At 32.9% G+C, this 23,678-nt stretch carries 26 protein-coding genes; 12 read left to right on the forward strand and 14 right to left on the reverse strand.

Annotated elements, in window-relative coordinates:
* The first annotated feature begins 32 nt into the window (after positions 1 to 32).
* On the forward strand, positions 33 to 359 hold the full coding sequence (locus ACHZDT_RS01400; RefSeq protein ID WP_394772876.1) for a hypothetical protein: 327 nt from the start codon (positions 33 to 35) through the stop codon (positions 357 to 359).
* Positions 360 to 478: 119 nt separating this feature from the next.
* On the opposite strand, the gene ACHZDT_RS01405 is transcribed toward ACHZDT_RS01400, so the two are convergent.
* From ACHZDT_RS01405 to ACHZDT_RS01415, 3 genes are all read right to left on the reverse strand, one after another.
* Positions 479 to 874 (reverse strand): hypothetical protein, encoded by a 396-nt coding sequence (locus tag ACHZDT_RS01405; protein WP_394772877.1) that lies wholly within the window; start codon positions 872 to 874, stop codon positions 479 to 481.
* Positions 875 to 1,236: 362 nt separating this feature from the next.
* The gene (locus ACHZDT_RS01410) at positions 1,237 to 1,689 is read right to left on the reverse strand and encodes a hypothetical protein (protein WP_394772878.1); all 453 of its coding nucleotides are present in this window, start codon (positions 1,687 to 1,689) and stop codon (positions 1,237 to 1,239) included.
* A gap of 212 nt (positions 1,690 to 1,901) precedes the next feature.
* Entirely contained in the window at positions 1,902 to 2,633 is a 732-nt protein-coding gene (locus ACHZDT_RS01415) for a hypothetical protein (protein WP_394772879.1), read from the reverse strand.
* Positions 2,634 to 3,156: 523 nt separating this feature from the next.
* Here ACHZDT_RS01415 and ACHZDT_RS01420 point away from each other — a divergent pair.
* From ACHZDT_RS01420 to ACHZDT_RS01435, 4 genes are all read left to right on the forward strand, one after another.
* Entirely contained in the window at positions 3,157 to 4,203 is a 1,047-nt protein-coding gene (locus ACHZDT_RS01420) for a serine hydrolase domain-containing protein (RefSeq protein WP_394772880.1), read from the forward strand.
* A 91-nt stretch (positions 4,204 to 4,294) separates the two neighbouring features.
* The gene (locus ACHZDT_RS01425) at positions 4,295 to 4,486 is read left to right on the forward strand and encodes a hypothetical protein (protein ID WP_394772881.1); all 192 of its coding nucleotides are present in this window, start codon (positions 4,295 to 4,297) and stop codon (positions 4,484 to 4,486) included.
* 150 nt (positions 4,487 to 4,636) lie between these two features.
* Complete coding sequence (locus ACHZDT_RS01430; protein ID WP_394772882.1) at positions 4,637 to 5,878, forward strand: DUF763 domain-containing protein; 1,242 nt, start codon at positions 4,637 to 4,639, stop codon at positions 5,876 to 5,878.
* Positions 5,879 to 6,166: 288 nt separating this feature from the next.
* Positions 6,167 to 6,985 (forward strand): alpha/beta fold hydrolase, encoded by an 819-nt coding sequence (locus ACHZDT_RS01435; RefSeq protein ID WP_394772883.1) that lies wholly within the window; start codon positions 6,167 to 6,169, stop codon positions 6,983 to 6,985.
* Between the two features lie 83 nt (positions 6,986 to 7,068).
* Here the strand turns inward: ACHZDT_RS01435 and ACHZDT_RS01440 are convergent, their stop codons facing one another.
* A complete protein-coding gene (locus ACHZDT_RS01440; protein WP_394772884.1) occupies positions 7,069 to 7,731 on the reverse strand; it encodes a GNAT family N-acetyltransferase in 663 nt (220 codons plus the stop codon).
* Positions 7,732 to 8,006: 275 nt separating this feature from the next.
* On the opposite strand from ACHZDT_RS01440, the gene ACHZDT_RS01445 reads away from it, so the two are divergent.
* Together ACHZDT_RS01445 and ACHZDT_RS01450 are read left to right on the forward strand one after the other, a co-directional pair.
* The gene (locus ACHZDT_RS01445) at positions 8,007 to 8,864 is read left to right on the forward strand and encodes a hypothetical protein (protein ID WP_394772885.1); all 858 of its coding nucleotides are present in this window, start codon (positions 8,007 to 8,009) and stop codon (positions 8,862 to 8,864) included.
* A 259-nt stretch (positions 8,865 to 9,123) separates the two neighbouring features.
* Complete coding sequence (locus ACHZDT_RS01450; protein ID WP_394772886.1) at positions 9,124 to 9,486, forward strand: hypothetical protein; 363 nt, start codon at positions 9,124 to 9,126, stop codon at positions 9,484 to 9,486.
* A 160-nt stretch (positions 9,487 to 9,646) separates the two neighbouring features.
* On the opposite strand, the gene ACHZDT_RS01455 is transcribed toward ACHZDT_RS01450, so the two are convergent.
* Positions 9,647 to 10,084 carry a hypothetical protein gene (locus tag ACHZDT_RS01455; protein WP_394772887.1) on the reverse strand — a complete coding sequence of 146 codons (438 nt, stop codon included), beginning with the start codon at positions 10,082 to 10,084 and terminating at the stop codon, positions 9,647 to 9,649.
* A 522-nt stretch (positions 10,085 to 10,606) separates the two neighbouring features.
* Here ACHZDT_RS01455 and ACHZDT_RS01460 point away from each other — a divergent pair.
* Entirely contained in the window at positions 10,607 to 11,611 is a 1,005-nt protein-coding gene (locus ACHZDT_RS01460) for an SDR family oxidoreductase (RefSeq protein ID WP_394772888.1), read from the forward strand.
* Positions 11,612 to 11,730: 119 nt separating this feature from the next.
* Here ACHZDT_RS01460 and msrA read toward each other — a convergent pair whose 3' ends face one another.
* From msrA to ACHZDT_RS01495, 7 genes are all read right to left on the reverse strand, one after another.
* Entirely contained in the window at positions 11,731 to 12,222 is a 492-nt protein-coding gene (gene msrA, locus ACHZDT_RS01465; protein ID WP_394772889.1) for a peptide-methionine (S)-S-oxide reductase MsrA, read from the reverse strand.
* 263 nt (positions 12,223 to 12,485) lie between these two features.
* Complete coding sequence (locus ACHZDT_RS01470; RefSeq protein WP_394772890.1) at positions 12,486 to 12,896, reverse strand: ester cyclase; 411 nt, start codon at positions 12,894 to 12,896, stop codon at positions 12,486 to 12,488.
* Positions 12,897 to 13,689: 793 nt separating this feature from the next.
* A complete protein-coding gene (locus ACHZDT_RS01475; protein WP_394772891.1) occupies positions 13,690 to 14,538 on the reverse strand; it encodes a helix-turn-helix domain-containing protein in 849 nt (282 codons plus the stop codon).
* Positions 14,539 to 14,632: 94 nt separating this feature from the next.
* On the reverse strand, positions 14,633 to 15,547 hold the full coding sequence (locus ACHZDT_RS01480; protein WP_394772892.1) for a helix-turn-helix domain-containing protein: 915 nt from the start codon (positions 15,545 to 15,547) through the stop codon (positions 14,633 to 14,635).
* A gap of 32 nt (positions 15,548 to 15,579) precedes the next feature.
* Positions 15,580 to 16,317, reverse strand: coding sequence for an SDR family oxidoreductase (locus ACHZDT_RS01485; RefSeq protein ID WP_394772893.1), 738 nt, complete (start codon positions 16,315 to 16,317; stop codon positions 15,580 to 15,582).
* Between the two features lie 5 nt (positions 16,318 to 16,322).
* A complete protein-coding gene (locus tag ACHZDT_RS01490) occupies positions 16,323 to 17,231 on the reverse strand; it encodes an NAD(P)H-binding protein (protein WP_394772894.1) in 909 nt (302 codons plus the stop codon).
* Positions 17,232 to 17,393: 162 nt separating this feature from the next.
* Positions 17,394 to 17,765: a winged helix-turn-helix transcriptional regulator gene (locus ACHZDT_RS01495; protein ID WP_394772895.1), complete on the reverse strand. Its 372-nt coding sequence runs from the start codon at positions 17,763 to 17,765 to the stop codon at positions 17,394 to 17,396.
* A 146-nt stretch (positions 17,766 to 17,911) separates the two neighbouring features.
* Between ACHZDT_RS01495 and ACHZDT_RS01500 the strand changes: the two genes are divergently transcribed.
* The 4 genes from ACHZDT_RS01500 (at position 17,912) to ACHZDT_RS01515 (ending at position 21,046) form a co-directional block, all read left to right on the forward strand.
* Complete coding sequence (locus tag ACHZDT_RS01500) at positions 17,912 to 18,514, forward strand: FMN-dependent NADH-azoreductase (RefSeq protein ID WP_394772896.1); 603 nt, start codon at positions 17,912 to 17,914, stop codon at positions 18,512 to 18,514.
* Positions 18,515 to 18,683: 169 nt separating this feature from the next.
* Positions 18,684 to 19,544 carry an AraC family transcriptional regulator gene (locus tag ACHZDT_RS01505; protein WP_394772897.1) on the forward strand — a complete coding sequence of 287 codons (861 nt, stop codon included), beginning with the start codon at positions 18,684 to 18,686 and terminating at the stop codon, positions 19,542 to 19,544.
* A 78-nt stretch (positions 19,545 to 19,622) separates the two neighbouring features.
* The gene (locus ACHZDT_RS01510; protein WP_394772898.1) at positions 19,623 to 20,423 is read left to right on the forward strand and encodes an inositol monophosphatase family protein; all 801 of its coding nucleotides are present in this window, start codon (positions 19,623 to 19,625) and stop codon (positions 20,421 to 20,423) included.
* Entirely contained in the window at positions 20,420 to 21,046 is a 627-nt protein-coding gene (locus ACHZDT_RS01515; RefSeq protein ID WP_394772899.1) for an NAD(P)-dependent oxidoreductase, read from the forward strand. Before ACHZDT_RS01510 ends, ACHZDT_RS01515 begins: the two co-directional genes overlap by 4 nt.
* 656 nt (positions 21,047 to 21,702) lie before the next feature.
* Here the strand turns inward: ACHZDT_RS01515 and ACHZDT_RS01520 are convergent.
* Positions 21,703 to 23,097 (reverse strand): aldehyde dehydrogenase family protein, encoded by a 1,395-nt coding sequence (locus ACHZDT_RS01520; protein ID WP_394772900.1) that lies wholly within the window; start codon positions 23,095 to 23,097, stop codon positions 21,703 to 21,705.
* 136 nt (positions 23,098 to 23,233) lie between these two features.
* Positions 23,234 to 23,542, reverse strand: coding sequence for a putative quinol monooxygenase (locus ACHZDT_RS01525; protein ID WP_394772901.1), 309 nt, complete (start codon positions 23,540 to 23,542; stop codon positions 23,234 to 23,236).
* Positions 23,543 to 23,678: the final 136 nt, after the last annotated feature.

A 23,678-nucleotide genomic window follows, 5' to 3' on the forward strand; every position in this document is an offset into this window, starting at 1 on the left:
GCAGCCGCTATTAAAACTTAAAAAATTATATTATGAATTTAGATGAATTAGAAAACTACCGTCAGGAAGACCAAAGTTTTCAAGATAACAGCAAGGACAATCAGGGAAATGAAATTCAATCACCATCAGTAGATCATTCCTTTACAAATTATGCAGAACCGGATTATGGAAATGATCTAAACTCTGACGAAATCAATACCAACGATCTTGACAATGACGAATTTGATACCGATGATGATAGTGATGAACTTGACAGCGAAGGACTTGACGAAGAATTTGATACCGATGATGATGATGAAGAATTTGATGATGATGATGATCTCGACGAATTAGACGGTGAAGAAAACCGCTCTAATTAACAGAAATTTTTTTGCAAACTTTGAAATTAAAACTAAAAAGCAGAACCTGATTAATTAGGTTCTGCTTTTTTGATTAAAAGTTATTAGAGTTCTAAATCAAATTCAATTTTGATTATTGCCTATTTTTTCTTTTTAGCTTTAGTTTTTGTAGTATCTGCTTTTAAATTTTGCGGATCTGACGGACCAGAATAAGCAGCACCATCTTTAGGACTTGGTCCAGGTCCCGTACCGGTTCCCCTTCCTTTTACTTCTCCATTTTCAGCTTCTTTTGTACCTGCGTTTATACTTTGGGCACCAGAATTTGCAGTATTTTTGTTTCCCGAACCGCTAACATCATTATTAGCCGCAGGTCCTGCATTGTCTGTAGCCGTAGAATCTGTTGCACTCTGGCTGCTGCCAACCTGATTTTCAGTCGTATTTACTTCGTCGCTGTATCCATCCTGTTTTTTACATGAAAAGAAAAGACTTGACAAAAAGAGACCGGAGATAATTGTTGTTTTAAATAATGTTTTCATAATATTAAATTTAGTTTGTTCAGCCAATCTTAAACGTTGTTTAAAATTAACAGCAGTTTTATAATTGAAACTCTTTACTTTATAAATATTTATTATTTCAAAAATAAACCACTGACTTACAAACTATTTACATAATTTAATATCTTATTTACAGGAATCAAATAACAACTGTACAATTTAATTTAGCAAACCGAACTCCCTTATCGCTGAAATTTTCTGAATTAATTTAAGACAATTCATAAAATCAACAACCTTAGGATTTTATTCAGTTAAAATTTTGGATAAAAAAAAACCTTCAAAATCTAATGACTTTGAAGGTTCTATATTATATAAGTTTGTGAAAACCTATACTATTTTAAATATTACATTTCGTTCAATTCGTTGAATTCGTGTAAAGATTTTAATGTGTTTTCGTAAAATAAGATTGCTGCGATAAGGTTTCCTTTATCAGAATATGGCATCATCTTTCTTTGAAACTCTACTGTTGTATCTAAGAAAGTTGTCGTACCTAATGCCTGAGCATCTAATACTTTTTTGTGCTCACTATCGTCCGGAATACCTAAATCAGACATAGTAACACCTGGTTTAGTAACCAAAGCGATGTACGGTAAAGTTTTCACTAAAACTTTAATACGCTCAATGTATAATTCTAATAATTCTCCTTTTTGCATACCGCTCAATTCTTTTTGATCGTGGTATTTGCGGATTAGAGCTGTTGTACTAATAATACTTCTTGGAGCATTTTTTGCCTGTGCTGAAATTGCACCAGTTGTCAAGAAGAAAAGGATACTTAATATGATAATTTTGCTCTTCATTTTTTTAATGTGTAATTGGTTGTGGATTTGAAACAAAAATATATAAATTAACTTAAATTGCAAGTTTATTGATTTCTTTTTTTTTATTTTTTTTAACAGTTCTTATTTTATCAATCTCACAGCGCATTTATAACTTGTTTATAACGACAACTTATAAGAAATTTTGTCGAAATTTATTCCAGACTAATGAAATTTTGCTGTTTAAAAGCAACTTACAAGTCGGTTTTTGTGCTTTCCGGCAAATTATTACCTGTAACAAATGCTGTATTTTTGACAGGCTGCGAAATTGTATAACTGCTTTTTACATCATCATCTGACTTTATGATTCTAAACCGACCCGGATATTTTATCCATATACTTTTTTTATTGCCGTAATAATCCATAAAATCTTCACAAACAAAAACCGCATGTGCTGTAGACCAGGCTACAACTCCACAAAATTCACTACCGGATTGTCGCTTTAGCTTTTGTATTTGTTTGCCTATTTTAAATCCTAAATATTTATAAATTGTTGGCGTATAAACTTCCCCGCTTTCTAAATCCTCTAATGCTCTTTCAAAAGTAGCCTCATTATCAACAATTTGCTTATATTTTGCCATAACTGCATATGTCAATACAGCATAATTAGTAATTACTTCACTTTCAGGATTGTCCTTGATAAATATAAAACCGGCAGATTCTTTCGCTTTATTTATTTCATCTGCCTTTAAATTAAATGATGCATTATTTTTTAGTGTAATTTTTTGTGAACCGTCATTTACTGTTTCAGTTACAAAAAGATTGTCTAATCCATAAATATTTAATGCAGCTTTAATAAATGCGATTGATGAACAATTAGTACGCTCTCCTTGTTTAAAGCTTTCAAATATCTTATCAGAACTCAATTGTGAGTACGAATTAGAATAAAACATTAAAAATAAAAATATTGAAGTAACAGATTTCATTGTATAGAGATTTTACAATTGCTTTCCCAACTGTTTTTGGGAATATTATAGATTTACAAATCTATAAAAATCAACTGATACTTTTTTTTTTACTTCTTAACTTTTATAAAAAATTACAAATACTGCTAAAAATCAGCAACTTAAAAGAGTTATTGATTAATTACCTACGATTATTTTTTAGATTACATCAGATATATCTTGTTAGAAAAAATAAAAACATATAAATCGTGCACACGAAAAACGATCTGCTGATTTGGTAGTAATCGCATTTCAGGAAATAAATTTAAGAAACCTGAGTTCCTATCAAAACAAGTTATTTATTTGTCCCTAAAAATACAAACTGAGGTTTTATATATCTCAATTTTTCAATTGAATTCGATTATTCCAACTCACTTTTTATTTTACGATGCCGAATATTTAAATTGATATGGTAAATTTTTTCCTATATTAGCTAAGTAGATATTACCTTTTTTATGGCAATATCCATTAAAAAACTGAATCAATTGAAAACGTACAATTACAAATGAAATTAAAATTACTAACCTTTTTATTACTTATGTCAGGGAATTTGTTTTCACAGGAAATCGACAAAGAAAAAATAGACAAATACATAACTTACATCGAAAACAATAATGGCGGAATTGGAAGTCTGTCAATTTATAAAGATGGACATGAAGTTTACAACAGGAGTTTTGGACAGGGAAAATTGATAAATGTAAATTATAATAAAGACACTAAATATCAGATTGCATCGGTCACAAAGATGATTACAGCAATTTTAACTTTTAAATTAATCGAAACCGGAAAATTAAAATTAGATACTAAATTATCTGATTTTTTTCCGGATATACCGAATTCAAAAAAAATAACAATCAAAAATTTACTTGGACATACCAGCGGTTTAGGAAATTTTGCCGTTAGAGATGGCGCTATTTGGGTCACCGAAAAAGTAAGTGAAAAAGAAATTTTTGACGAAATAAAAAAACAAGGCGTAAGTTTTGAACCAGATGAAAAGGTAGTATATTCAAACTCAGCCTATATATTGTTGAGAATGATTCTTGAAAAAAAACATAAAAAAGATTATAATAAAATAGTAATTCAGGAAATAATCAAACCGCTTAATCTCCTGAATTTTGCTTCGATAAAATCAAATCCTGTCAATACATTTAAATCCTATAAATTCACAGAAACCTGGAATGAAATCAAAGAAATTGAATATACAAATGTAATAGGCGTTGGAGATATTGCCAGTACTACATATGATATGAATATTGTAATCAATAATTTGTTCCAGGGTAATATTGTAAATAAAGAAAGTCTGGAAATAATGACGCCTATCGGAAAAGAGGAATGGGGACACGGACTGGCTTTATTTCCATTTGGTGAAAAAATATTTTTTGGACACAGCGGCGATGTACTTGGTTCACATTCTGTACTTATGTATAGCCCAAAAGATCATATATCTATTGCATATTGCACTAATGGCGAAAGAATTCCTACCAATACTTTTGTAGAAGATTTGATTAGCAATATTTACAACAAAGAACTAAAACTACCGGAAATAAAATAATACAGTTGTATTTTATAACTTTTAAAAATTATTATATAAGTATGGATTTCAGTATTCTAGGTAACTTTATTAAAAATTAAAACTTAGTATTATGAAAACAAATAATCCAACTCCGAACAACAATTCAAAAACTGGTTCTGATCGAAGCGATACAAGAAAACACCAATATAGAGATCATGATGAGGTTTTAACAAACGATGAAAATTATGATGGCGATACTCAAAAATTCAAAGGCGAAGAACCTGATTTTGATGATAAAATGACTAATGAAAAAGAAAAGTAATATTTCTACAACTTCTCAAATTTATTTTGAGACTAAAATGCGCGAAATCCTTTGACTTCGCGCATTTTTGTATTTATCAGGTTTCTTAAAATCAATATATTATAGAATTAAGTATTTTTATTTAATTTTGTACAAATCCAAATCTATCCCATGAAACGTTCCGGTACAGCAGATCTTCCACTACATTATGGACAAGTTCCGTTATGGCTTTCTGAGCGCATGGCTAAACTTGGCTTTGCCATTGTAGAAACCATTGCCATGGAATTTTCAACTTCTGAAGTAATCAGCAAACTGAGCAATCCTTTTTGGTTTCAAAGTTTTGGTGCTGTAATGGGAATGGACTGGCATTCATCAGGAATTACAACTTCGGTTCTGGGAGCATTGAAAAAATCAGTAAACCCGCATTCAAAAGAACTGGGAATATATATTTGCGGAGGAAAAGGCAAAAATTCACTTTTAACGCCGCAGGAACTTTTATATGTTGGCGAAAAAACAGGTCTTGACGGCAATAATCTTGCAAATTGCAGCCGACTTACCGCTAAAGTTGATAACACGGCAATTCAGGACGGATTCCAGTTGTACCAGCATAATTTTATTGTTGATAATAAAGGACAATGGGCTGTTATTCAGCAAGGAATGAATCCCAACTCTAAAACCGCACGAAGATATCACTGGCATTCACCGGATTTAAAATCTTTTATAAATGAACCTCATACCTTTATATATGGCGAAAATCAAGGTACTATTTTAAATCTTACCGCTCAGGCAGCCACAAAATCAAGAGAAGGTATTTTAGAATTATCAAAAGAATCTCCAACAAAAATCATGAAGGAAATGCAATATCTTTCAATGCCCGCGCATCATGATGTGAGAATGGAAGATGTGAATATGAAAAGGCTTGGCACAATGCTCTGGGCAACTCATGAAAATAAACCGGAAGATTTTGAGGAATTATTGCTTTTAAAAGGAATGGGACCCAGAGCTTTGCAATCATTAGCGTTGGTGAGCGAAATAATTTACGGCACTCCTACCCGATTTGAAGATCCTGCACGTTTTTCATTTGCTCATGGCGGAAAAGACGGACATCCGTTTCCGGTTCCTGTAAATATTTACGATGAAACAATTGATACTTTGCAAAGAGCAATTAATCGGGCAAAAATTGGGAATAGTGATAAAATAGATGCGATTCATAAATTATCTGAAATCTCACGAAAAGCCGAAGAAAGTTTTACGCCCAATACTAACTTTGATGCATTGGTTCAAAGAGAACGTGATGAATCATACAAATATGGAGGAAGAACCATTTTTGGAGACGCAAAACCACCTAAAGCTAAATCTTCAATGCCAAAAATAAAACCTATTAATCCAAATAATCAGCTTGAATTATTTTAATGCTTTAAATATTCAATTGAAGTCAAATGCTTAATTAAAATCGTAAATCATTGATATAAATTGTTTTAATAATTTAATTTGAGATAAAACGCTCAGAAAATATAGTAGTCAGATAAAAAATTTGATCTAAATTTTCACTTCTTAATCTAGGTTAATCGACAGACATTTCCTTCCTCTATAAATTTGTAAAAGAAATTCAAAGACATCAGGAACATTAAAATTAATATTTAATAACCGATAAGTTTAGAAAATTTCTGATATAAATAATTAATCTAAAACCAAAATAAGATGAGCACATTTACAGTAAAAGACGGAACAGAAATTTATTACAAAGACTGGGGAACAGGAACACCAATTGTTTTTCACCACGGATGGCCTTTATCCAGCGATGATTGGGATGCACAAATGATGTTTTTTCTAAAACAAGGATACAGAGTTATTGCACATGACAGACGCGGACACGGGCGTTCAGGTCAAAGTGCCGAAGGAAACAACATGGAAACTTACGCAGCAGATGTTGCTGAATTGACAGAAGCTCTTGATTTAAAAAACGCTATTCACGTAGGTCACTCAACCGGTGGCGGTGAAGTAATACGATATGCAGCAAAATACGGAAAAGACAGAGTTGCGAAAGCCATTATAATTAGTGCAGTTACGCCAATTATGATTAAAACCGAATCAAATCCTGAAGGCGTTCCATTATCTGTTTTTGATGAAATCAGAGAAGGTACAGGATTTAACAGAGCGCAATATTTTTATGATTTTCCAATACCTTTTTACGGTTGGAACCGCGAAGGAAAAACAATTCAGGAAGGAATTAAACATAACTGGTGGCGTCAGGGAATGATGGGTTCTGTTTTAGCACATTATGAAGGAATAAAGGCTTTCTCAGAATCTGATTTTACCGAAGATCTTAAAAGTTTAGACATTCCGGTTCTTGTATTACACGGAGAAGATGATCAGATTGTACCTTATAATCAAGCCCCAAGAGCGGCAAAATTATTGAAAAACGGAAAATTAATTTCATATCCGGGATTTCCTCACGGTATGCCAACTACAGAAGCGGAAACTATTAATAAAGATATTTTAGAGTTTATTAAACAATAATTTGACAAACCTGAAATTCAGGAAAATAGAAAACCTCCAAAGTCTAAAGATTTTGGAGGTTTTCAATTTTAGAATAAATCTTATTACTGGATTTTAGATGTACTATGCTTTGGATTATACAACATCGCCGTACACAAACAGTTTTTTCTTTCTTTATTTATTAATATGGGACAATTGGCACACGATTTACAACTATCCCAAAAAACATCGTCTTTAGTCAATTCTGAATATGTTACGGGTTCAAAACCAAGTTCATGATTCATTTTCATTACTGCAAGTCCTGTTGTGAGACTAAAAATGCTGGCTTCTGGATATTTTTGTCGACTCAATTCAAAAATTTTTCTCTTAATCAATTTTGCAAGACCTGTATGTCTGAATTCTGGCGCAACGATCAATCCGGAATTAGAAACATACCGACCATTTGCCCAAGAAGAAATAAAAGAGAAACCTGCCCATTTTCCATCTGAAGCAAAAGCAATAATTGCTTCACCATTTTTCATTTTTTCTTCAAGCGATTCTGCCGAACGTCCGGAAATCCCTGTTCCGCGAGCTAAAGCAGATGATAGTGTGACGTCACAAATTTCTGTTATCCAAAAGATATGATCTGAGTTGGCGACCTGAACCTTAAAATCCGGCAAATCATCTAATATTTGGTTGTTCTGTATTGAGGTTGTTTTTTTAGGTAATGGTACAGAGAATAGAAAATCTTTGCGTAAAAAATTTGTGGTATGTTGTTGGGTTTTCATTTTGTGATAAATATTTTTTGATAGAAATACAAAATCTTATATCCAAATTATATACCAGTACATTAATATATCCCAACAACAAAATTACCTTGCTGAATATAAGCCCTTTACAAATAAAACAGTATTTATTACCCAGCTAATTTCTTATCAAAATGATATGATTTTATCATTTTGATATCAGACATTTAATATATGCTTCTTCGTTTTTTACATAAACATTATTAATACTTATGTATATTTGATCGTAATAGTATAACCATCTACAAGAACCAAACATGCTGAAAAATACCCTAATTTGTTGTATCACAATTCTATTATTTTATGCTTGTAATCGGGTTGAAAAGCAAAAAAATAACGATACTGCAATTATAACTGATACTTTAGAAAATATAAAAACAGTAGAAGACAATAAAAAACTAGAATCAGAAATACGTGCTGCCACTATTTATCCTGTATATAATCTTGCACAAAATACAACTGCTATTGTAATTACCATGTTTGAAAATGACAAAGAATCTCAATTCGAAAAAATATTTGTAAACATAAGAGATACAGATTCATTAGAGGCTGATTACTTTCATCCTTTGACTGCTAAGTTTAGAAAATTTGAATACTATGATACTTTGGGGATAGTTCACCTTATTAAAAGTGAAAAATTAGAAAAGGAAATTAAGAAAATTATTGAGCCTAAATACTATGTTTACGGAACAAAAGGGTTTTCGGAAGTGAGCGTTGATGAAGTACTTTGCCGAATTGATGATTGCAAGGAAAATTTTATTGCTTTAACTCTGAAAAATTTCGACGAACAAAAAAATGGAAAACCCCTTTTTTGTTCAACAAAACCATTAAAATTAAATTATGGCAAAAACTATTATCAGATTCAAACAAAAATTCAAAAAATGGATGATAGCATCGTTTATAGGTATAGTGATGTTGATAGTACCAAGACAAAAGTCTATGCTAACATAGGTTCTGCTTTATTTATTTATAATGATGATTTTTTATGGGGTAAGAATATAAAAAAATCGAAGTCGAAATTTCCTGAAAGAAGAATTCTTATTCAGCAAAAAAATAATAAATTTAAAACAATATGGATTGAAGGATTGGATTTATTTGGTTATCGTTGCGATTAAACTATCAATTATTCAAAAGTTACTTTCCCGTAATTTATTTTTTCTGTCTCATTGTAGCTGGAAAACAAGTACAAAGTTTAATCATATACCCAAATTGAATTTAAAACAAAAAACAATATCCATTTTTATCACTATATCAAAAACCATATAACCAACTGTACATCAAAATGATAAAAATGTAAAACACACAAAAAATAGTATAAGTTTTTAAATGTTTCAGGTTTTAGATTTGTATTATATTAATTTAAAAAACAATATTATGATACAAGCAAGCAACGAGAAATATGGTCATGCTGGCCGTACCTCGAATAGAGACGATGAAAGTATCCATTCTGAAACAATGGAAACGAAAGATCCGGCAATCAATCAACATCGAACAACTGGTTCTGATGAAGGATATTCTGAAAGAGAAGATAATTTTGAAAGAAAAAATACTTCTGACCAAAACAACGAAGAAAACGATACCGAAGATCCTTACTTTCAAAAAAATGCAGACATTGCACAAGATCTGGACGACGATTTAAAAAATGATAAAAATGATCCGGACCGAAGAACTTTAGACGAATACAATGCTACTACTTCTGAACCAGGAGAAGAAGAAGAAGAAGAAGAAGAAGAATAGACATTATTAAGAATGTCGAAAATGATTAACAATGAATGGATTTATCATTGCGAAGTCCTTTTAAATTTCATCAAATACGATTTAGTTTTATGCTTAGCAGATAAATAAAAAACCTCTAAACAATCAAGTTTAGAGGTTTTTTTATGATTAAAATGATGAATTAATCGGCTATATATTTATTGTTCCAATATAACATCAATAAAAGAGTAACGATAATACATGACGCAGATCCTTCAAAAAACAAACAAAGCGAATAAGTCATTACAGAAGGTTCCCCTCCAAACATAAAAGCTTGCGATAATGATTTTACATAAGCGTCACCACCTCGTGCAAAACTATATATTAACAGCGCGACAATACTACAAACAACACCGACAAAAGAGGTTATCAATGCCGATATTGCATTAGGAAGAAAGCTCGTTTGACCTTCGGCAAGGTTTTGCTGCAAAGTTCTGTTTACTCCGTAAAAGATGAAAAGAACGTTGAGTAATCGAAGATAAAATAAATGAGAAAGATTTAAAACTTCCATTAATAAGAAAAAAATCGCAATTCCCAGAAAGATAAAAAAACCGTTAATCATTTCTTTAGGTATTTTCATAATAATTATTTTTATAAATTAATAAAAATCAGAATGTTGAAACTGATGCTTTTCCGAAATTAAGCAAAAAGAAATATAGAATGTTTCTATTTTTTTAAAATAAGATTATAAAATATCCATTAACTATCTATTAAATAAGTCTATATTTTTTGCCACAGATTAGAATGATTTACAAAGATTTTTTGCCATAATTCACTAACTCTTGTTTCACGCAAATTTTACAGATTTAGGCAAATGTAATTGATTAAAATTATATAAATCTGCGCGTATCTGCTTAAATCTTTTTATAGCTGCGTGAAATAAAAATTCATAAAATTCAAGCTTTACTTTATTAAACTTTTTAGCAAACTATTCTAATACAATTCAATATCAACACTTTACCCCATATTGCAGATATATAACAAAACATGATAATTCTATAAAATCATAATTATGACATTCTTTAAATTTGAAAGACAATCAATTTACAGCATTGATTAACAGGTACAAACAACAATTTAAAGAACACAAAATTTAAACATTATGGATGTTAAAAACACAATAACACGTCGCTCTGCACTTACAGGTATGGGAGCCGTAATTGCGACAGCAGCATTTAATCCTATCATGGCAAACGGATTTGAACGAGGAGAATATCCAACATCAAATGGGCCCGAAGATCCAAACACAAAATACCCGAGACCGCCTTTTAAGGAACAAAAACAACCTTGGCCAGGTCTTGTGAGCAAAATGGACCCAAGACCGGATCATGGTGAAAAAAGTTATAAAGGGTCCGGAAGATTAAAAGGTCTCAAAGCCTTGATAACCGGAGGAGATTCAGGAATGGGAAGAGCAGCAGCAATTGCCTACGCAAGAGAAGGCGCTGATGTTGCCATAAATTATTTTCCTACTGAGGAAGAAGATGCAAAAGAAGTTATCCAATTAATTAAAGCCGAAGGACGCAAAGCAATTGCGATTCCGGGAGATTTGCGCGACGAGGCATTTTGCAAATCGCTTGTCGATCAGGCAGTAAAAGGACTTGGCGGTCTTGATATTGTGGTCAATAATGCGGCGCGTCAACAAACACATGCGTCTATTCTAGATATTTCGACAGAAGAATTTGACTGGACAATGAAAACCAATATTTATGCTCCTTTCTGGATTATAAAAGCGGCTTTGCCACATTTAAAACCCGGTGCGTCAATAATAGGAACCAGTTCTGTACAAGCTTACGCACCTACAGAAGATTTATATGACTATGCTCAGACGAAAGCTGCAACTACAAATTATATCAAATCACTGGCGAAACAACTTGCTCCTAAAGGCATTAGAGTAAATGGTGTTGCTCCGGGACCTATCTGGACGGCATTACAAGTCAGCGGTGGAGCTACGATGGAAAAACTAAAAGAATTTGGGTCACAAACCCCAATGGGAAGACCCGGACAACCAGCCGAACTTGCGTCAATTTATGTACAGCTTGCCGCAAATGATGCAAGTTATGCAACAGGACAAATTTATGGTTCAAGTGGCGGAGATGGTAATCCATAAAAAACCTGTTTAATCAATAAACAGACTTAGAAAATAACTTAAAAAGTGCTAAACCTTTCAGATTTAGCACTTTTTTTATGTTCATTATAAACTTTAATTTATAATAGAATTTAGAAGAGTTAAAGGAAAGTACCAAATCGCTCAAAATGACACGTATATCCATTAGGTTGTTTTATCAGGTAATCCTGATGACTTTCTTCGGCGGTCCAAAATTTGGAATAAGGTTCCAGCGTTGTAACTACTTTCCCTAGCCATTTATTAGAATCTTCAACGATTTTAATTACTTCATCTGCAACTTGTTTTTCCTCGTCATTCTGGATAAAAATTGCTGATCTGTAACTTGAACCTCTGTCATTTCCTTGTTGGTCAACCGTTGTGGGATCATGCATTCTAAAGAAATAATCTAATAATTCTTTATACGATGTTTCGTTAGCATCATAGGTAATTTCGATTCCTTCCGCATGCCCCGGATGGTTTTGGTAAGTTGGATTATCGTTTACACCGCCAATATAACCAACTTCAGTATCTTTTACGCCCGGACGCACACGAAAAAGGTCTTCCATGCCCCAAAAACATCCTCCTGCGATATAAGCTTTTTTTAAATTTTCCATGGTATTTTATTTTTAAAAATTATAATTCAGGAAACTGCTTCCCTCCTATTAAATCAAGTTTTTAAGTTATATCAATGAATTTAATTCATCAAAATATCACTTAATTTAATCATTTTATCAAAGATAAAGAATAGAAAATAAAGATGATAAAGATCAATTTATAATTTTGACTTAAAAAACTATACTATTGAATTGCAATAAGAGAAAGGCTGTGAAAAATTAAATTTTCTACAGCCTTTTTTAAAATTAGAAGAAACTCTAATTTATGATTTTAAAGATTCTAAAACGGAAACAAAATTATTTTCTCCCCAATGTTCATTCAATTTTCCATCTGTAATTGTAAAAATATCAATTACTTTAATTGTGATCTTTTTTCCTGTTGCAGGAATTCCAAAAATCTCATTTGAATGAGTTCCATGAATTTGTTTTCTGGTTACTACTTTATCGCCTTCTGCAACCATATCAAGTATTTGTACCTTTAAATCGGAAAAAGATGCGTGAATTATATTCGTGAAAAAGTAGATTATTCCGTCAATTCCGGATGACATTCCTTCCGGCGCAGAATGATTGATAAAGTCGGAAGTTGCAATTTGTTTTAATACTTCCATATTACCTTTTTCCAATACTTCGCTATTGTATTTTAGCAGTAAATTTTTGTTTTGTTCTGTGCTCATAATATATAATTTTATAAGACAAAATTAACTCGCGAATGATGTAAAATGATAGGGCAAAAAGATCATAAAATTGTTGCTAAAAGTTCTTTTTTTTATCTTTAGAATTATTTTTTAAGATGAAATTACACAAAAAAATCCGTTTTTATCAGCGTTTTTTGCTTTAGCGAATCAGGAAAATCAGCGTCTAGTTTTGACGCGGATAAAACAGATTTACTTCGTAAAAACACGAATAAAACGGATTTGATTTGCAAAAATTCTACTGTCTAAAGCTTAACTAATTACATTGCCCACCGGGACGATATATTTATAGAAAATAAAATATGCAGAGTTCCAGTGGAACGTTATATTTATAGAAAAAACATTATACACCACCAAAACCCCAGCAGGGTGAAATATGATATTTGCAATAATAATAAATATGTCGGTTATAAATATGTCGCTCCGCTGGAGCTTTTATTCATGTACTTATCAATTGATTTGCTATAAATATTTCGCTCCGATGGAGCTTTAATTTAAATATGAATGGATTGTTTCTATAAATATATCGTTGCGATGGAGCTTAATTAGTTCCAGCGGAACGTTATATTTATAAAAAAACACATTATACACCCACCAAAACCCCAGCGGGGTGAAATATTATTTTTCGGAATAAACAATTAATATATGGCTATAAATATGTCGCTCCGCTGGAGCTTTAATTCATGGACGTATCAATTGATTTGCTATAAATATTTCGCTCCTATGGAGCTTTTATTCATGACGTTTTCAAATGATTGCTATAAATATGTCGCTCCTACGGAGCTTGGATTACCAAATAATCTTTTGGCAAAACACCAAATTGAACCTTAAATGCCTGCGAAAAACTGGAATGATTTTCACAACCTACATTCAAATATACGTCGCTGGGTTTTGAACCTTTTTGCAATAAATCGGCGGCAGCAATAAGTCTTTGCTGTTGGATCCATTTTGCCGGTGGCTGATGGTACAATTGTTGGAATTTACGTTTGAATGTTGGCAAACTCATATGACAGCAAAAAGCCAGTTCACTAACCGAAAGATTATTGAATATATTATGTTTTATAACCGTTTGGATTTTTTGTTCGGCTGTTTTTAGTAAAGAAGAATTCTGGAATTTGCTGAATTCTTCGGGATATTTCAGAAAAAGATAAACCAGTAATTCATTTAATTTGGCGATTTGCATTGATTCGCTAAAAATATTCTCATCTAATAAAGTTTGTACCGATTTTATAAAATCATTCAGATAATCATCTTTTGAAACCTGTACAAATTGGCGTTTTTCTGAATTCTTTCTGCTAATTTTTAAACTTTCATTTCGGATGTTTTCCAAAAAACGATCATCAAAAAAAATCAGAATGCTTTTTACTTTTTCAGGTCCGTTTGGTCTTTCCGTCATCAAATAATTTCCCGAAGAAAGCAGCAAAATCGTTTTTGATGTAATAAATATAGATTCATCATTGCTATAAATAGTCTTTTCGCCTTGTGTTACCAGACTAATCATGTGTTGCGTTAATTGGCTTTTACCCTTTACAACAGGTTTGTCTGATACATAAGGAACAAAACTCACCATAGCATTTACGCTTCCTGCGGTTAATAGTTTATCCGGCATTAAAACATAATCCATTTATTTTGGTTTTTTATGAAGTCTAAAGTGTTTCGGACAATTATCGAAGTTTCAAATGTCTGAAAAACAAATTTAAATTATTCTATTAAATATATTAATTAAAAGATTGTCTGAATTCTAAAGGTGATACATTTGTTTTCGTTTTAAAAAACCGACTAAACGATTGCGGATGTTCAAAACCTAATTGATACGCAATTTCTGAAACTGATAATTTCGAAGACGATAGCTTTTCTTTTGCTTTTTCAACCAGTTTATTATGAATGTGCTGTTTTGTATTTTCTCCTGTAAAGGAACGCAACATATCACTCAAATAACTAGCGGATATATTGAGGTTTTCAGAAACAAACTGAACCGATGGAATTCCTTGTAACGAAGCTTTTTCGTTATTAAAATAATCATCTAATAATGCTTCGAGTTTTTGTAATATATCATTGTTAACGGCTTTTCTGGTAATGAATTGTCGCTCGTAAAAACGATTGCTATAATTCAATAATAACTCGATTTGCGAAATAATTACGTCCTGGCTAAAATCGTCAATTCTGCTATTTAGTTCGTCTTCAATTATGGCAAAAATCGACATTATGGTTGCTTTTTCCTTATCGGATAAATGAAGCGCTTCATTAGCAGAATACGAAAAGAAACCAAATTCCTTGATTTTCTTTGCTAACGGATAACTCAAAAATAAATCCGGATGAATAAGCAACAAATGACCTGAACTGGGTTGATCTGACGGGGATTCGAATAACTGGTTTGGGGCTGTAAATACTAAACCGCCTTCGCCAAAATCATAATAATTCTGACCGTATTTTGCTTTTCCGCAAAGAAGTGTTTTATAGGATATTTTATAAAAATCTAAAACAATAGTATTTGGCAATCCATGTTCCTTGATTTTCATTTCATTGATATTTATAAAACTAATCAAAGGATGTAAGGGCTTTTTGAGCCCAAACACCTCATGAAAATCTGATAGTGATTCAAATTTATAAAAAGGATGATCTTCTTTTTTCATCTTGTAAATTTAATCAATTATGTGTAATATGTTTACCACGGCGTTTCTCCTGTTTCCGGATTATGTTCTTCGCTGATAAATTTTCCTGTAGGACCATTTTCGTCAATCATCGCATATTTAGCAATTCGTTCTCCGGCTTCCTGAACCGTTCCTGTGCCTCTGTGATTATTAAAATCTGTGGCAACAAAACCGGGACAAACGGCATTTACTTTAAATGGCGTATCTCGCAAGTCATACGCTAAATCAATTGTGTACATGTTCAAAGCTGCTTTTGATGCCGGATAAACCGCAGCTTTATGTGTGTAATATTTCCAATTAGGATCACTATGAAGTGTTAATGAACATCCGCTTGACGAGACATTTACAATACGAGGCTGATCAGCTTTTTGCAACAAATCAATAAACGCCTGCGTAACTCGTACAACACCGTAAACATTGGTTTCAAAAACTTGTTTGAACTGATCAATACTTGCATCAAGCGCAGATTGTGGCATTCCGCCATTTATTCCTGCATTGTTAATTAGTGCATCAAGAACTTCTGTTTTTGCACCAATAAATTCGCGCGCCGCTTTTACAGATGCCGTATCTGTAACATCCAGCTGAACGGCTTCGGCATTATTTAAACCCTCAGCTTTCAGTTTTTCTACTGCAATTAAGCCATTTTCTAAACTTCGGCTTCCTATGTAAACAAAATATCCTTGCTGTAAAAGCTGACGCGCCGTTTCAAAACCTATGCTTTTATTGGCTCCTGTAATCAATACTTTTTTCATCTTAATTACTTTAAATCATTATAAATTTTGGCGAAATCTTTGGCGAAATCTGCTAATTTCACTTTTCCCAGAATTGGTTTATTCAGGTTATAATCTTCATATAAAGTTCCGCTTCTTTGTGCTGCCTGCATTTCGACAAAACCATTTGCGATCCATTCGTTCATTCCGGTTTTCAACATATTTTCGAGCATTTCATTATCTGAAATTACGAGCCATTTTAAATCCGGTTTTCCTATTGCATTACCAATAATTGAAACAATTTCGTTTGGCGAAACTTCATCGCTTGCCAGATAACGAACCGTTCTTCCGTCAAAAGGTTTTTCCATTTCTTCTACAATTGCAGCCGCGATGTCCAGAGGTGAAACCCACGGTTCTTTTTTGTCTCCGCCATACGTTTGTATAATCGCGCCTTGCGTTTTTATAGATGGAATATATCTCATTATATTCGTGTAAAAACCAACAGGTCGCATAAATTTTATAGCAACATTTTCAGGAAGTTGTTTTAGAATATTTTCTACAGCATTATGCAAATACAAACTTCCTGTACCTTTGTCTGTATGTGCGCCAATACTGCTTAAATGCACAATTCGCACAACGCCGGATTGTGTTATTGCTTGTTTGTAGATGTTGCCAATTTTATTAAAGGCTGCGACAAAATCAACGTTATTGTCAAAAATACTTCCCATGCCTTCCCACGCTTCCATTAAGTAAACAATGTCTGCGTTTTTGAACGTTTTGGTCAAAAAATCTACATCTTCAATTGTGCCAATTGCGGCTTTTGCACCAATGCCTTCAATGTCTTTTTGGCGTTCTTCTTTTCTGGTGATTACCGTTACCGAATGTCCTTTTTGCACTAACTCAATCGCTAGTGGCTTGCTAATATTCCCTAAGGAACCTGTTAAAACAATATTCATATCGCTGTTTTTATTTGTTACTGCAAAGATCCGCAGCAACTCAAAAACAGACATAACTCAATTGAGGATTTACTTAACCGAAACGGGAAAGTTGGGATAAAGTGAAGTGAAAATTTGAAAAATTATTCTTAAAATAAAAAAGCTTATAGAAAATATCTGATTTTATTTCCGCATTGATTCCTTGATTTTTTCACGATGTTGTTCGCCCCAAACACTTAGTTCACGCATCACGCTTTTTAGGGTTCGGCTGTAATTTGTAGCTTCATAAATTATGGTAACAGGAGTTGTTGGATAAACATTTCGTTTAATGAAATCGTTCAGTTCTAAATCCTTGAGTTCTTTGGCTAATATTTTTGGAGATATTCCGGACACTTCTTTCTGAATCTCACTAAAACGTTTGGGCGTTTGTACAAGACTCAAAATCAACGGAATTTTCCATTTTCCGTTTAAAACATACAATGCGTCAATTATGTTTCTTAAGGAACCGGCACATTCTTCTTTGGTCGGAATTACTTCATTTTCAATTGTTTTCATAGTGGCAAAGATATGAACTTTCCTAAAAGTAACCGCTTTCCTTTAGGTAACTGCTATCTTTTGCATATTAGATAACTGTAGCTTTGCTTTGAAATAAAACCGAAAGTTTAATCGACAATTACAACAAACAAATAATACATTTTCTTATGAAAAACATTCTGCATTTAATCTCCAGTATGCAAGGTTCAGAATCTTACAGTATAAAATTGGGTCACGCAATAATCGAAAAAATTCAGGAAAAATATCCTGAAAATACTCTTGAAGAAGTTAATCTGGTTGAAACTGAAACTCCGCATCTTACTCCTGCCGTTCTTCGTACGTTTTTTATTCCCGAAGATCAATTGACCGACGACGATAAAAAAGCTATTAAATTATCTAATGAATTTGTAAACCAATTATTAAGTGCCGATATTATTGTGATTGGCGCGCCACTTTATAATTTCACCATTCATTCAGCATTAAAAGCGTGGATTGATCATATTACAAGAGCAGGAATCACTTTTAGCTATGGTGAAAATGGTCCTATTGGAAAAGTAACCGGTAAAAAGATATATGTTGCAATGTCTTCTGGCGGAATTTTTTCTGAAGGTCCGGGCAAAGCCAATGATTTTGTGGTTCCTTATTTAAAATCTTTTCTGGGATTTATGGGAATGACTGATTTAACTGCTTTTCGTGTCGAAGGTTTAAAAGTTCCCGGCGTAAAAGAAACTGCAATGCAAAAAGCAATTGATAGCATAATTATTGATTAACTACTTGTTTTATAATAATTTACAAAAGTGCCGAATTGAAAAATTTGGCGCTTTTTTTATTTCCTGATATTCTATATCTAATAGAAGAAAATGATCCGTATTACTAATTGTAAAGCTATACTTTTGTACTAATCAGAAATAACAATTTTATAAATTATCATTTTTAATCGTGAAAAATCAAAACCAAAATATTAAACAATTCAAACTTCCGTCTCAGGCAAGAGCAGGAATTATTATTGCAAATATGGAGGATCAGGAAAATGACGATCACGATATTTCTAAACCACATCGCGACAATCATTGTCAATTAATGTTAGCGTTAAACGGAAGTTTTAAATTGAATATTGATTTTGAGAATATCGAATTTAACGCGCCTGCTTTACTTTGGATTTTCCCCGAAGAAGTACATCATATTATTGACGTACAAAATCCGAAAGGATGGATGATTAGTTTTGATCCTTCGCTTGTAAATAAGGAGGTTTTACAGCTTTTACAGCATAAAATCAAGAATCTTTTTTTATTGGATAAAGAATCAAATTTCTATCAGCAACTAATTATTCTGATGGATTTGATTGAAAAAATTCAGTTAGACGAGGCAAATAATTTCAGTTATAAAAGTATTCATTCGCTATTAAATGCTTTATTAAATCGTATTGCCGGAGAAATATTCACCAATTTATCGCTTGATAAGGAAAAAGAAAACCGCAGTATTATAATTAAAGAAGCTTTTTTGAAGTTAACCAAAGAGCATTTTAAAACCTGGAAACAACCTGCAAAATATGCTGATTCACTTTCTATTTCGGCAGCACATTTAAATGATACGGTAAAATCGTTAACCGGAAGTTCTGTATCTGCGCATATTCAGGAAGAATCAATTTTAGAAGCAAAAAGATTACTCTATTTTACAGCTAATAGCGTGAAAGAAATCGCGCACGAAGTTGGTTATGACGAACCGGTTTACTTTGGAAAACTATTTAAAAAAGTAACCAGCCTTACTCCTCTTGAATTTCGGAAAAAATTCCGTGATTAGGACTATCCTTCCCATTTTTGAAACTACATTCAGGACAATTCTCTGACTAATTTTGCATTGTAATTAATACTTAACGATATGCAAAATGAAATCAATATCCCAATCATACTAAACGCAGTACGAAAAGTGGGAAACGTTTTTTTAAACGATTATAAGCAAAATACGATACCGCAAACTATGGATGAACTTTTAAAACAGTTAGAAGATATTGATACGATATGTCTGACTTCTTTAAAAGAAGATTTATTAGCAGAATTTCCAGATGTACTCTGGCACGATGGTGATGAATTTGATAATAATTCACAAAGAAAACCGGATGAATCCAATGAATACTGGCTTTGTGATGCTATGGATGGCGCGATACAATATGTTCAGCACATTGCGGGATGGACGATAAATCTGGTTCTTGTACGTCAGGGAAAACCTGTTTTTTCGGTGATTTTTGATCCTTTGGCTAACGAAATTTTTTGGGCAAAAGAGGGTCACGGCGCTTTTATGAATGACAAACCGCTACAAATTAGCAATAAAACTGATTTAGATATTATGCTGGCGGTTTTTGAATACGGACATCACGATAAGTCAACCGACAAACTGAGTAAAAAAATTGGAAATACAGTTGCTCAACTTGTTCAGAATTTTGGAATCGTTAGAAATTACGGACCTCATGGTTTGCAGTTGGCGTATGTTGGTGCCGGAAGAATTGATTTGTTTGTTCAGGAAGATATCGATACTCATAACTGGATCGCAGGAATACTTATTGCCAAAGAAGCCGGAGCAGAAATCCTGTCAACAAACGGAAATCCTTGGAAATGGGGAGACGAAAATTTGTTGGTTGCATCAAAAAGTACCACGGAAAAATATCTAAAAATCACAAAATGAAAATAGCAATTATAGGCGCCGGAGCCGGAATTGGATTCCAGTCGGTTTTGCAAGCGTTAGAAAAAGGACATATTGTAACAGCGCTTTCTACAAATACAGATCATATTGCCAATCATCCAAATTTGATTAAAATAAACGGAAGCGCAACTTCTTCTGTTGATTTAAAAAAGGCAATAAAAGGTTCTGATGTTGTACTAATAACTGTGGGAACAAAAAATAAAAAAGCAACAACGCTCTTTTCTGATATTGCAAGAACTTTGATAAATGTTACAGATGAATTGAATTTTACTGCGCCAGTTCTGGTAATTACTGGTTTTGGAGCCGGAGAAAGTAAAAACTATCTGAGCTTTTTCATGCGATTGGTGATTTCGTTATTCCTGAAAGATCAATATATCAACAAAACCATAATGGAAGAATTAATTACAAAAAGTGCCATTAAATGGGAAATTATAAGACCCGGAATGTTGACTAATAGTGATTTAACTCAATCTTATAAAGCGATAAATAGGCTCTATAAAGGAATGAAAGTTGTCAAAATTTCCAGAGCCGATGTTGCTCATTTTTTAATTAGTGAAGCTGAGAATCCTAAAATGCTTTATAAATATGTTGCATTAACAAATTAGATGTGATTTTAGAGTTTGCTTTATATACTGGGTGATTTTTATATACTGGGTGATTTTTACCGCAAAGCTCGCAAAGTTTTTTTTGTAGTAGATTATGTTGACAAACACAAAGTTCGCAAAGCTTTGTGTTGATCTGGCTTTGTGAACTTTGCGGTAAAATCTTTGCGGGCTCTGCGGTAAAATTTTTTCATGTACTTTGCAAAAGCTTGTGTTGATCTAGCTTTGCGAACTTTGTGTTTATATTTATAATGCTTTGTAAAGAAACTTTGAGCTCTTTGCGGTAATTTTTTTTGCTTTGGTTATATACTGGGTGATTTTTACCGCAAAGCTCGCAAAGTTTTTTTTGTAGTAAATTATGTTGACAAACACAAAGTTCGCAAAGCTTTGTGTTGATCTGGCTTTGTGAACTTTGCGGTAAAATTTTTTCATGTACTTTGCAAAGCTTTGTATTGATCTAGCTTTGCGAACTTTGCGGTAAAATCTTTGCGGGCTCTGCGGTAAAATTTTTTCATGTACTTTGCAAAGCTTTGTATTGATCTAGCTTTGCGAACTTTGTGTTTATATTTTTAATGCCTTGTAAAGAAACTTTGCGCTCTTTGCGGTAAAATCTTCGTGTACTTTGCGGTAAAATTGTTTGCGTGCTTTGAAGTTAAACTTTATAACGATTTACTTTTAAAAACGGTTAGCTTTTCTCTTGTCATTTCGTTTATGGTATAGGATATTCCGCCCATTCCCAGGCCTGAAGCGTCTCTTCCGCCGAAGGGCATCCAATCTACCCGAAACGCCGTATTATCATTAATCATAACAGCGGTTGCGTTTAGTTTTTTGGCGGTTTCTAAGGCAATATCAAGATTTTTTGTAAAAACAGCGGCTTGAAAATGAACTTCTAAGGCATTTGCTTTTTTAATTGCTTCATCGCGATTTGTAAACGGATAAATACATACAACGGGACCAAAAATTTCGTGGGTTGATACTTTAGAATTTTCTGATGGATTAAACAAAATCGTTGGCTGAAAGGTGGTATTCGAAATTCTTTTTCCGCCAGTTATTATTTTTGCTCCTTCTGCAACGGCTTCATTTACCCATTCTTCGACACGATTTACTTCTTTAGGAGAAATAAGCGAACCAACATCTGTGGTTTTATCAAACGGATTCCCGACGATTAATTTCTTGGTTGCTGCGGCAAATTGTTCTATAAAACGATCGCTGATTTCCTGATTCACATACACTTTCTGTACCGAAACACAAACTTGTCCTGCGTGATAAAATCCCCCTTTTACAAGATCCGGAATCATTTCGCTAAAATCGGCGTCACTTTCTACGATTACCGGAGCTGCTCCGCCATGTTCTAATGCGCATCGTGTTCCGGGAGCTAATTTACTTTTTAGGTACCATCCTACTTTGGCTGAGCCAATGAAAGATAAAAAATGAACTCGTGGATCTGTGGCCAACAATTCTGAAGTTTCATTGTCACACAACACAACTTGTAACCATCCCGAAGGTAATCCGGCTTCTTTTAAAATATCGGCTAAAGCCAAACCTGATAAAGGTGTTGCGCTCGCAGGCTTAAAAATTACAGGACAACCGGCAGCAATTGCGGTAACTACTTGATGAACAGCTAAATTCAACGGATGATTGAACGCACTAATAGGAGCAACAATCCCAATAGGCTCTTTTGATGTAAATGCAATCCTGTTTATTGAAGCTTCGGTAAGTCCCATTGGGATTTGTTCTCCTTTTATTTGCGAAATGTGTTCGGCGGCTAATTTTACACCTTTTATGGCTCTGAGTATTTCTGCTTCTGAATCTTTATAGGGTTTTCCTCCTTCGCTTATCGCGATATGAATTAATTCTTCGCTTTTATCGTTCATTATAAAAGCTGCTTTTTCGAGTATTTCAATTCGTTTATAAGCAGGAATCCAATTGTCCTGATCTTCAAATAAATTATGAGCGGTTTGAAGTACTTTTTCAATATCTTTTTTCTCGATTATCGGAAGTTCTTTTACCACACTTTGATCAAATGGGAATATTATTTTTGTGGTCTTTTCCATAATGTTTTATTTTATCAGCTTAAAATCATGATATTAAAGTAGTATCGAAGTAATTTTTCATGATTTTGTCCTTTAAATTTAGGCAAATTATTAATGACTACAATATGCTGTTAACACAATATTGAGTATTGCTTTTTTATAAATAATCAACGGGCGTTGTCAAAATAATTTCTCTATTGTCTAATAAAGGAACAATTTTCCCTAAAACTATCTCTTGAAAATACGCCGAATTTCTGTGATCTTCTATAGCTTTTTCATTGGTATAACCTTCAAATAATATTATTGTATTTGTATCCGAATTACCTTGATGGATTTTATAAAACAAGTTATCTTCTTCTTTAATGCTTTCGTCATGAACGGTTTTTAGCAAATTTAAAACGTTATCAACCTGACCTTCTTTTACTTTCCATGTCGCAAAAACATGTATTGGGTTTTGATTTTTCATTTTGATTTTTTTATTGGAATTAATTATTTTAACACAATCTTTGTCATTCCGAGGAACGAGGGATCTCATGTGCTGAATCCACACAGATAAGCAACATTCTTTGTCGATTCAGCACATGAGATCCCTCGTTCCTCGG

The organism is Flavobacterium sp., from assembly GCF_043722275.1.
Taxonomy (GTDB): domain Bacteria; phylum Bacteroidota; class Bacteroidia; order Flavobacteriales; family Flavobacteriaceae; genus Flavobacterium.

What these genes read in the sequence shown, in the direction of transcription:
- ACHZDT_RS01400 (WP_394772876.1), top strand. Translation starts at nt 33, where the DNA reads ATGAATTTAGATGAATTAGAAAACTACCGTCAGGAAGACCAAAGTTTT.
- ACHZDT_RS01405 (WP_394772877.1), bottom strand. Translation starts at nt 874, where the DNA reads ATGAAAACATTATTTAAAACAACAATTATCTCCGGTCTCTTTTTGTCA.
- ACHZDT_RS01410 (WP_394772878.1), bottom strand. Translation starts at nt 1,689, where the DNA reads ATGAAGAGCAAAATTATCATATTAAGTATCCTTTTCTTCTTGACAACT.
- ACHZDT_RS01415 (WP_394772879.1), bottom strand. Translation starts at nt 2,633, where the DNA reads ATGAAATCTGTTACTTCAATATTTTTATTTTTAATGTTTTATTCTAAT.
- ACHZDT_RS01420 (WP_394772880.1), top strand. Translation starts at nt 3,157, where the DNA reads ATGAAATTAAAATTACTAACCTTTTTATTACTTATGTCAGGGAATTTG.
- ACHZDT_RS01425 (WP_394772881.1), top strand. Translation starts at nt 4,295, where the DNA reads ATGAAAACAAATAATCCAACTCCGAACAACAATTCAAAAACTGGTTCT.
- ACHZDT_RS01430 (WP_394772882.1), top strand. Translation starts at nt 4,637, where the DNA reads ATGAAACGTTCCGGTACAGCAGATCTTCCACTACATTATGGACAAGTT.
- ACHZDT_RS01435 (WP_394772883.1), top strand. Translation starts at nt 6,167, where the DNA reads ATGAGCACATTTACAGTAAAAGACGGAACAGAAATTTATTACAAAGAC.
- ACHZDT_RS01440 (WP_394772884.1), bottom strand. Translation starts at nt 7,731, where the DNA reads ATGAAAACCCAACAACATACCACAAATTTTTTACGCAAAGATTTTCTA.
- ACHZDT_RS01445 (WP_394772885.1), top strand. Translation starts at nt 8,007, where the DNA reads ATGCTGAAAAATACCCTAATTTGTTGTATCACAATTCTATTATTTTAT.
- ACHZDT_RS01450 (WP_394772886.1), top strand. Translation starts at nt 9,124, where the DNA reads ATGATACAAGCAAGCAACGAGAAATATGGTCATGCTGGCCGTACCTCG.
- ACHZDT_RS01455 (WP_394772887.1), bottom strand. Translation starts at nt 10,084, where the DNA reads ATGAAAATACCTAAAGAAATGATTAACGGTTTTTTTATCTTTCTGGGA.
- ACHZDT_RS01460 (WP_394772888.1), top strand. Translation starts at nt 10,607, where the DNA reads ATGGATGTTAAAAACACAATAACACGTCGCTCTGCACTTACAGGTATG.
- msrA (WP_394772889.1), bottom strand. Translation starts at nt 12,222, where the DNA reads ATGGAAAATTTAAAAAAAGCTTATATCGCAGGAGGATGTTTTTGGGGC.
- ACHZDT_RS01470 (WP_394772890.1), bottom strand. Translation starts at nt 12,896, where the DNA reads ATGAGCACAGAACAAAACAAAAATTTACTGCTAAAATACAATAGCGAA.
- ACHZDT_RS01475 (WP_394772891.1), bottom strand. Translation starts at nt 14,538, where the DNA reads ATGGATTATGTTTTAATGCCGGATAAACTATTAACCGCAGGAAGCGTA.
- ACHZDT_RS01480 (WP_394772892.1), bottom strand. Translation starts at nt 15,547, where the DNA reads ATGAAAAAAGAAGATCATCCTTTTTATAAATTTGAATCACTATCAGAT.
- ACHZDT_RS01485 (WP_394772893.1), bottom strand. Translation starts at nt 16,317, where the DNA reads ATGAAAAAAGTATTGATTACAGGAGCCAATAAAAGCATAGGTTTTGAA.
- ACHZDT_RS01490 (WP_394772894.1), bottom strand. Translation starts at nt 17,231, where the DNA reads ATGAATATTGTTTTAACAGGTTCCTTAGGGAATATTAGCAAGCCACTA.
- ACHZDT_RS01495 (WP_394772895.1), bottom strand. Translation starts at nt 17,765, where the DNA reads ATGAAAACAATTGAAAATGAAGTAATTCCGACCAAAGAAGAATGTGCC.
- ACHZDT_RS01500 (WP_394772896.1), top strand. Translation starts at nt 17,912, where the DNA reads ATGAAAAACATTCTGCATTTAATCTCCAGTATGCAAGGTTCAGAATCT.
- ACHZDT_RS01510 (WP_394772898.1), top strand. Translation starts at nt 19,623, where the DNA reads ATGCAAAATGAAATCAATATCCCAATCATACTAAACGCAGTACGAAAA.
- ACHZDT_RS01515 (WP_394772899.1), top strand. Translation starts at nt 20,420, where the DNA reads ATGAAAATAGCAATTATAGGCGCCGGAGCCGGAATTGGATTCCAGTCG.
- ACHZDT_RS01520 (WP_394772900.1), bottom strand. Translation starts at nt 23,097, where the DNA reads ATGGAAAAGACCACAAAAATAATATTCCCATTTGATCAAAGTGTGGTA.
- ACHZDT_RS01525 (WP_394772901.1), bottom strand. Translation starts at nt 23,542, where the DNA reads ATGAAAAATCAAAACCCAATACATGTTTTTGCGACATGGAAAGTAAAA.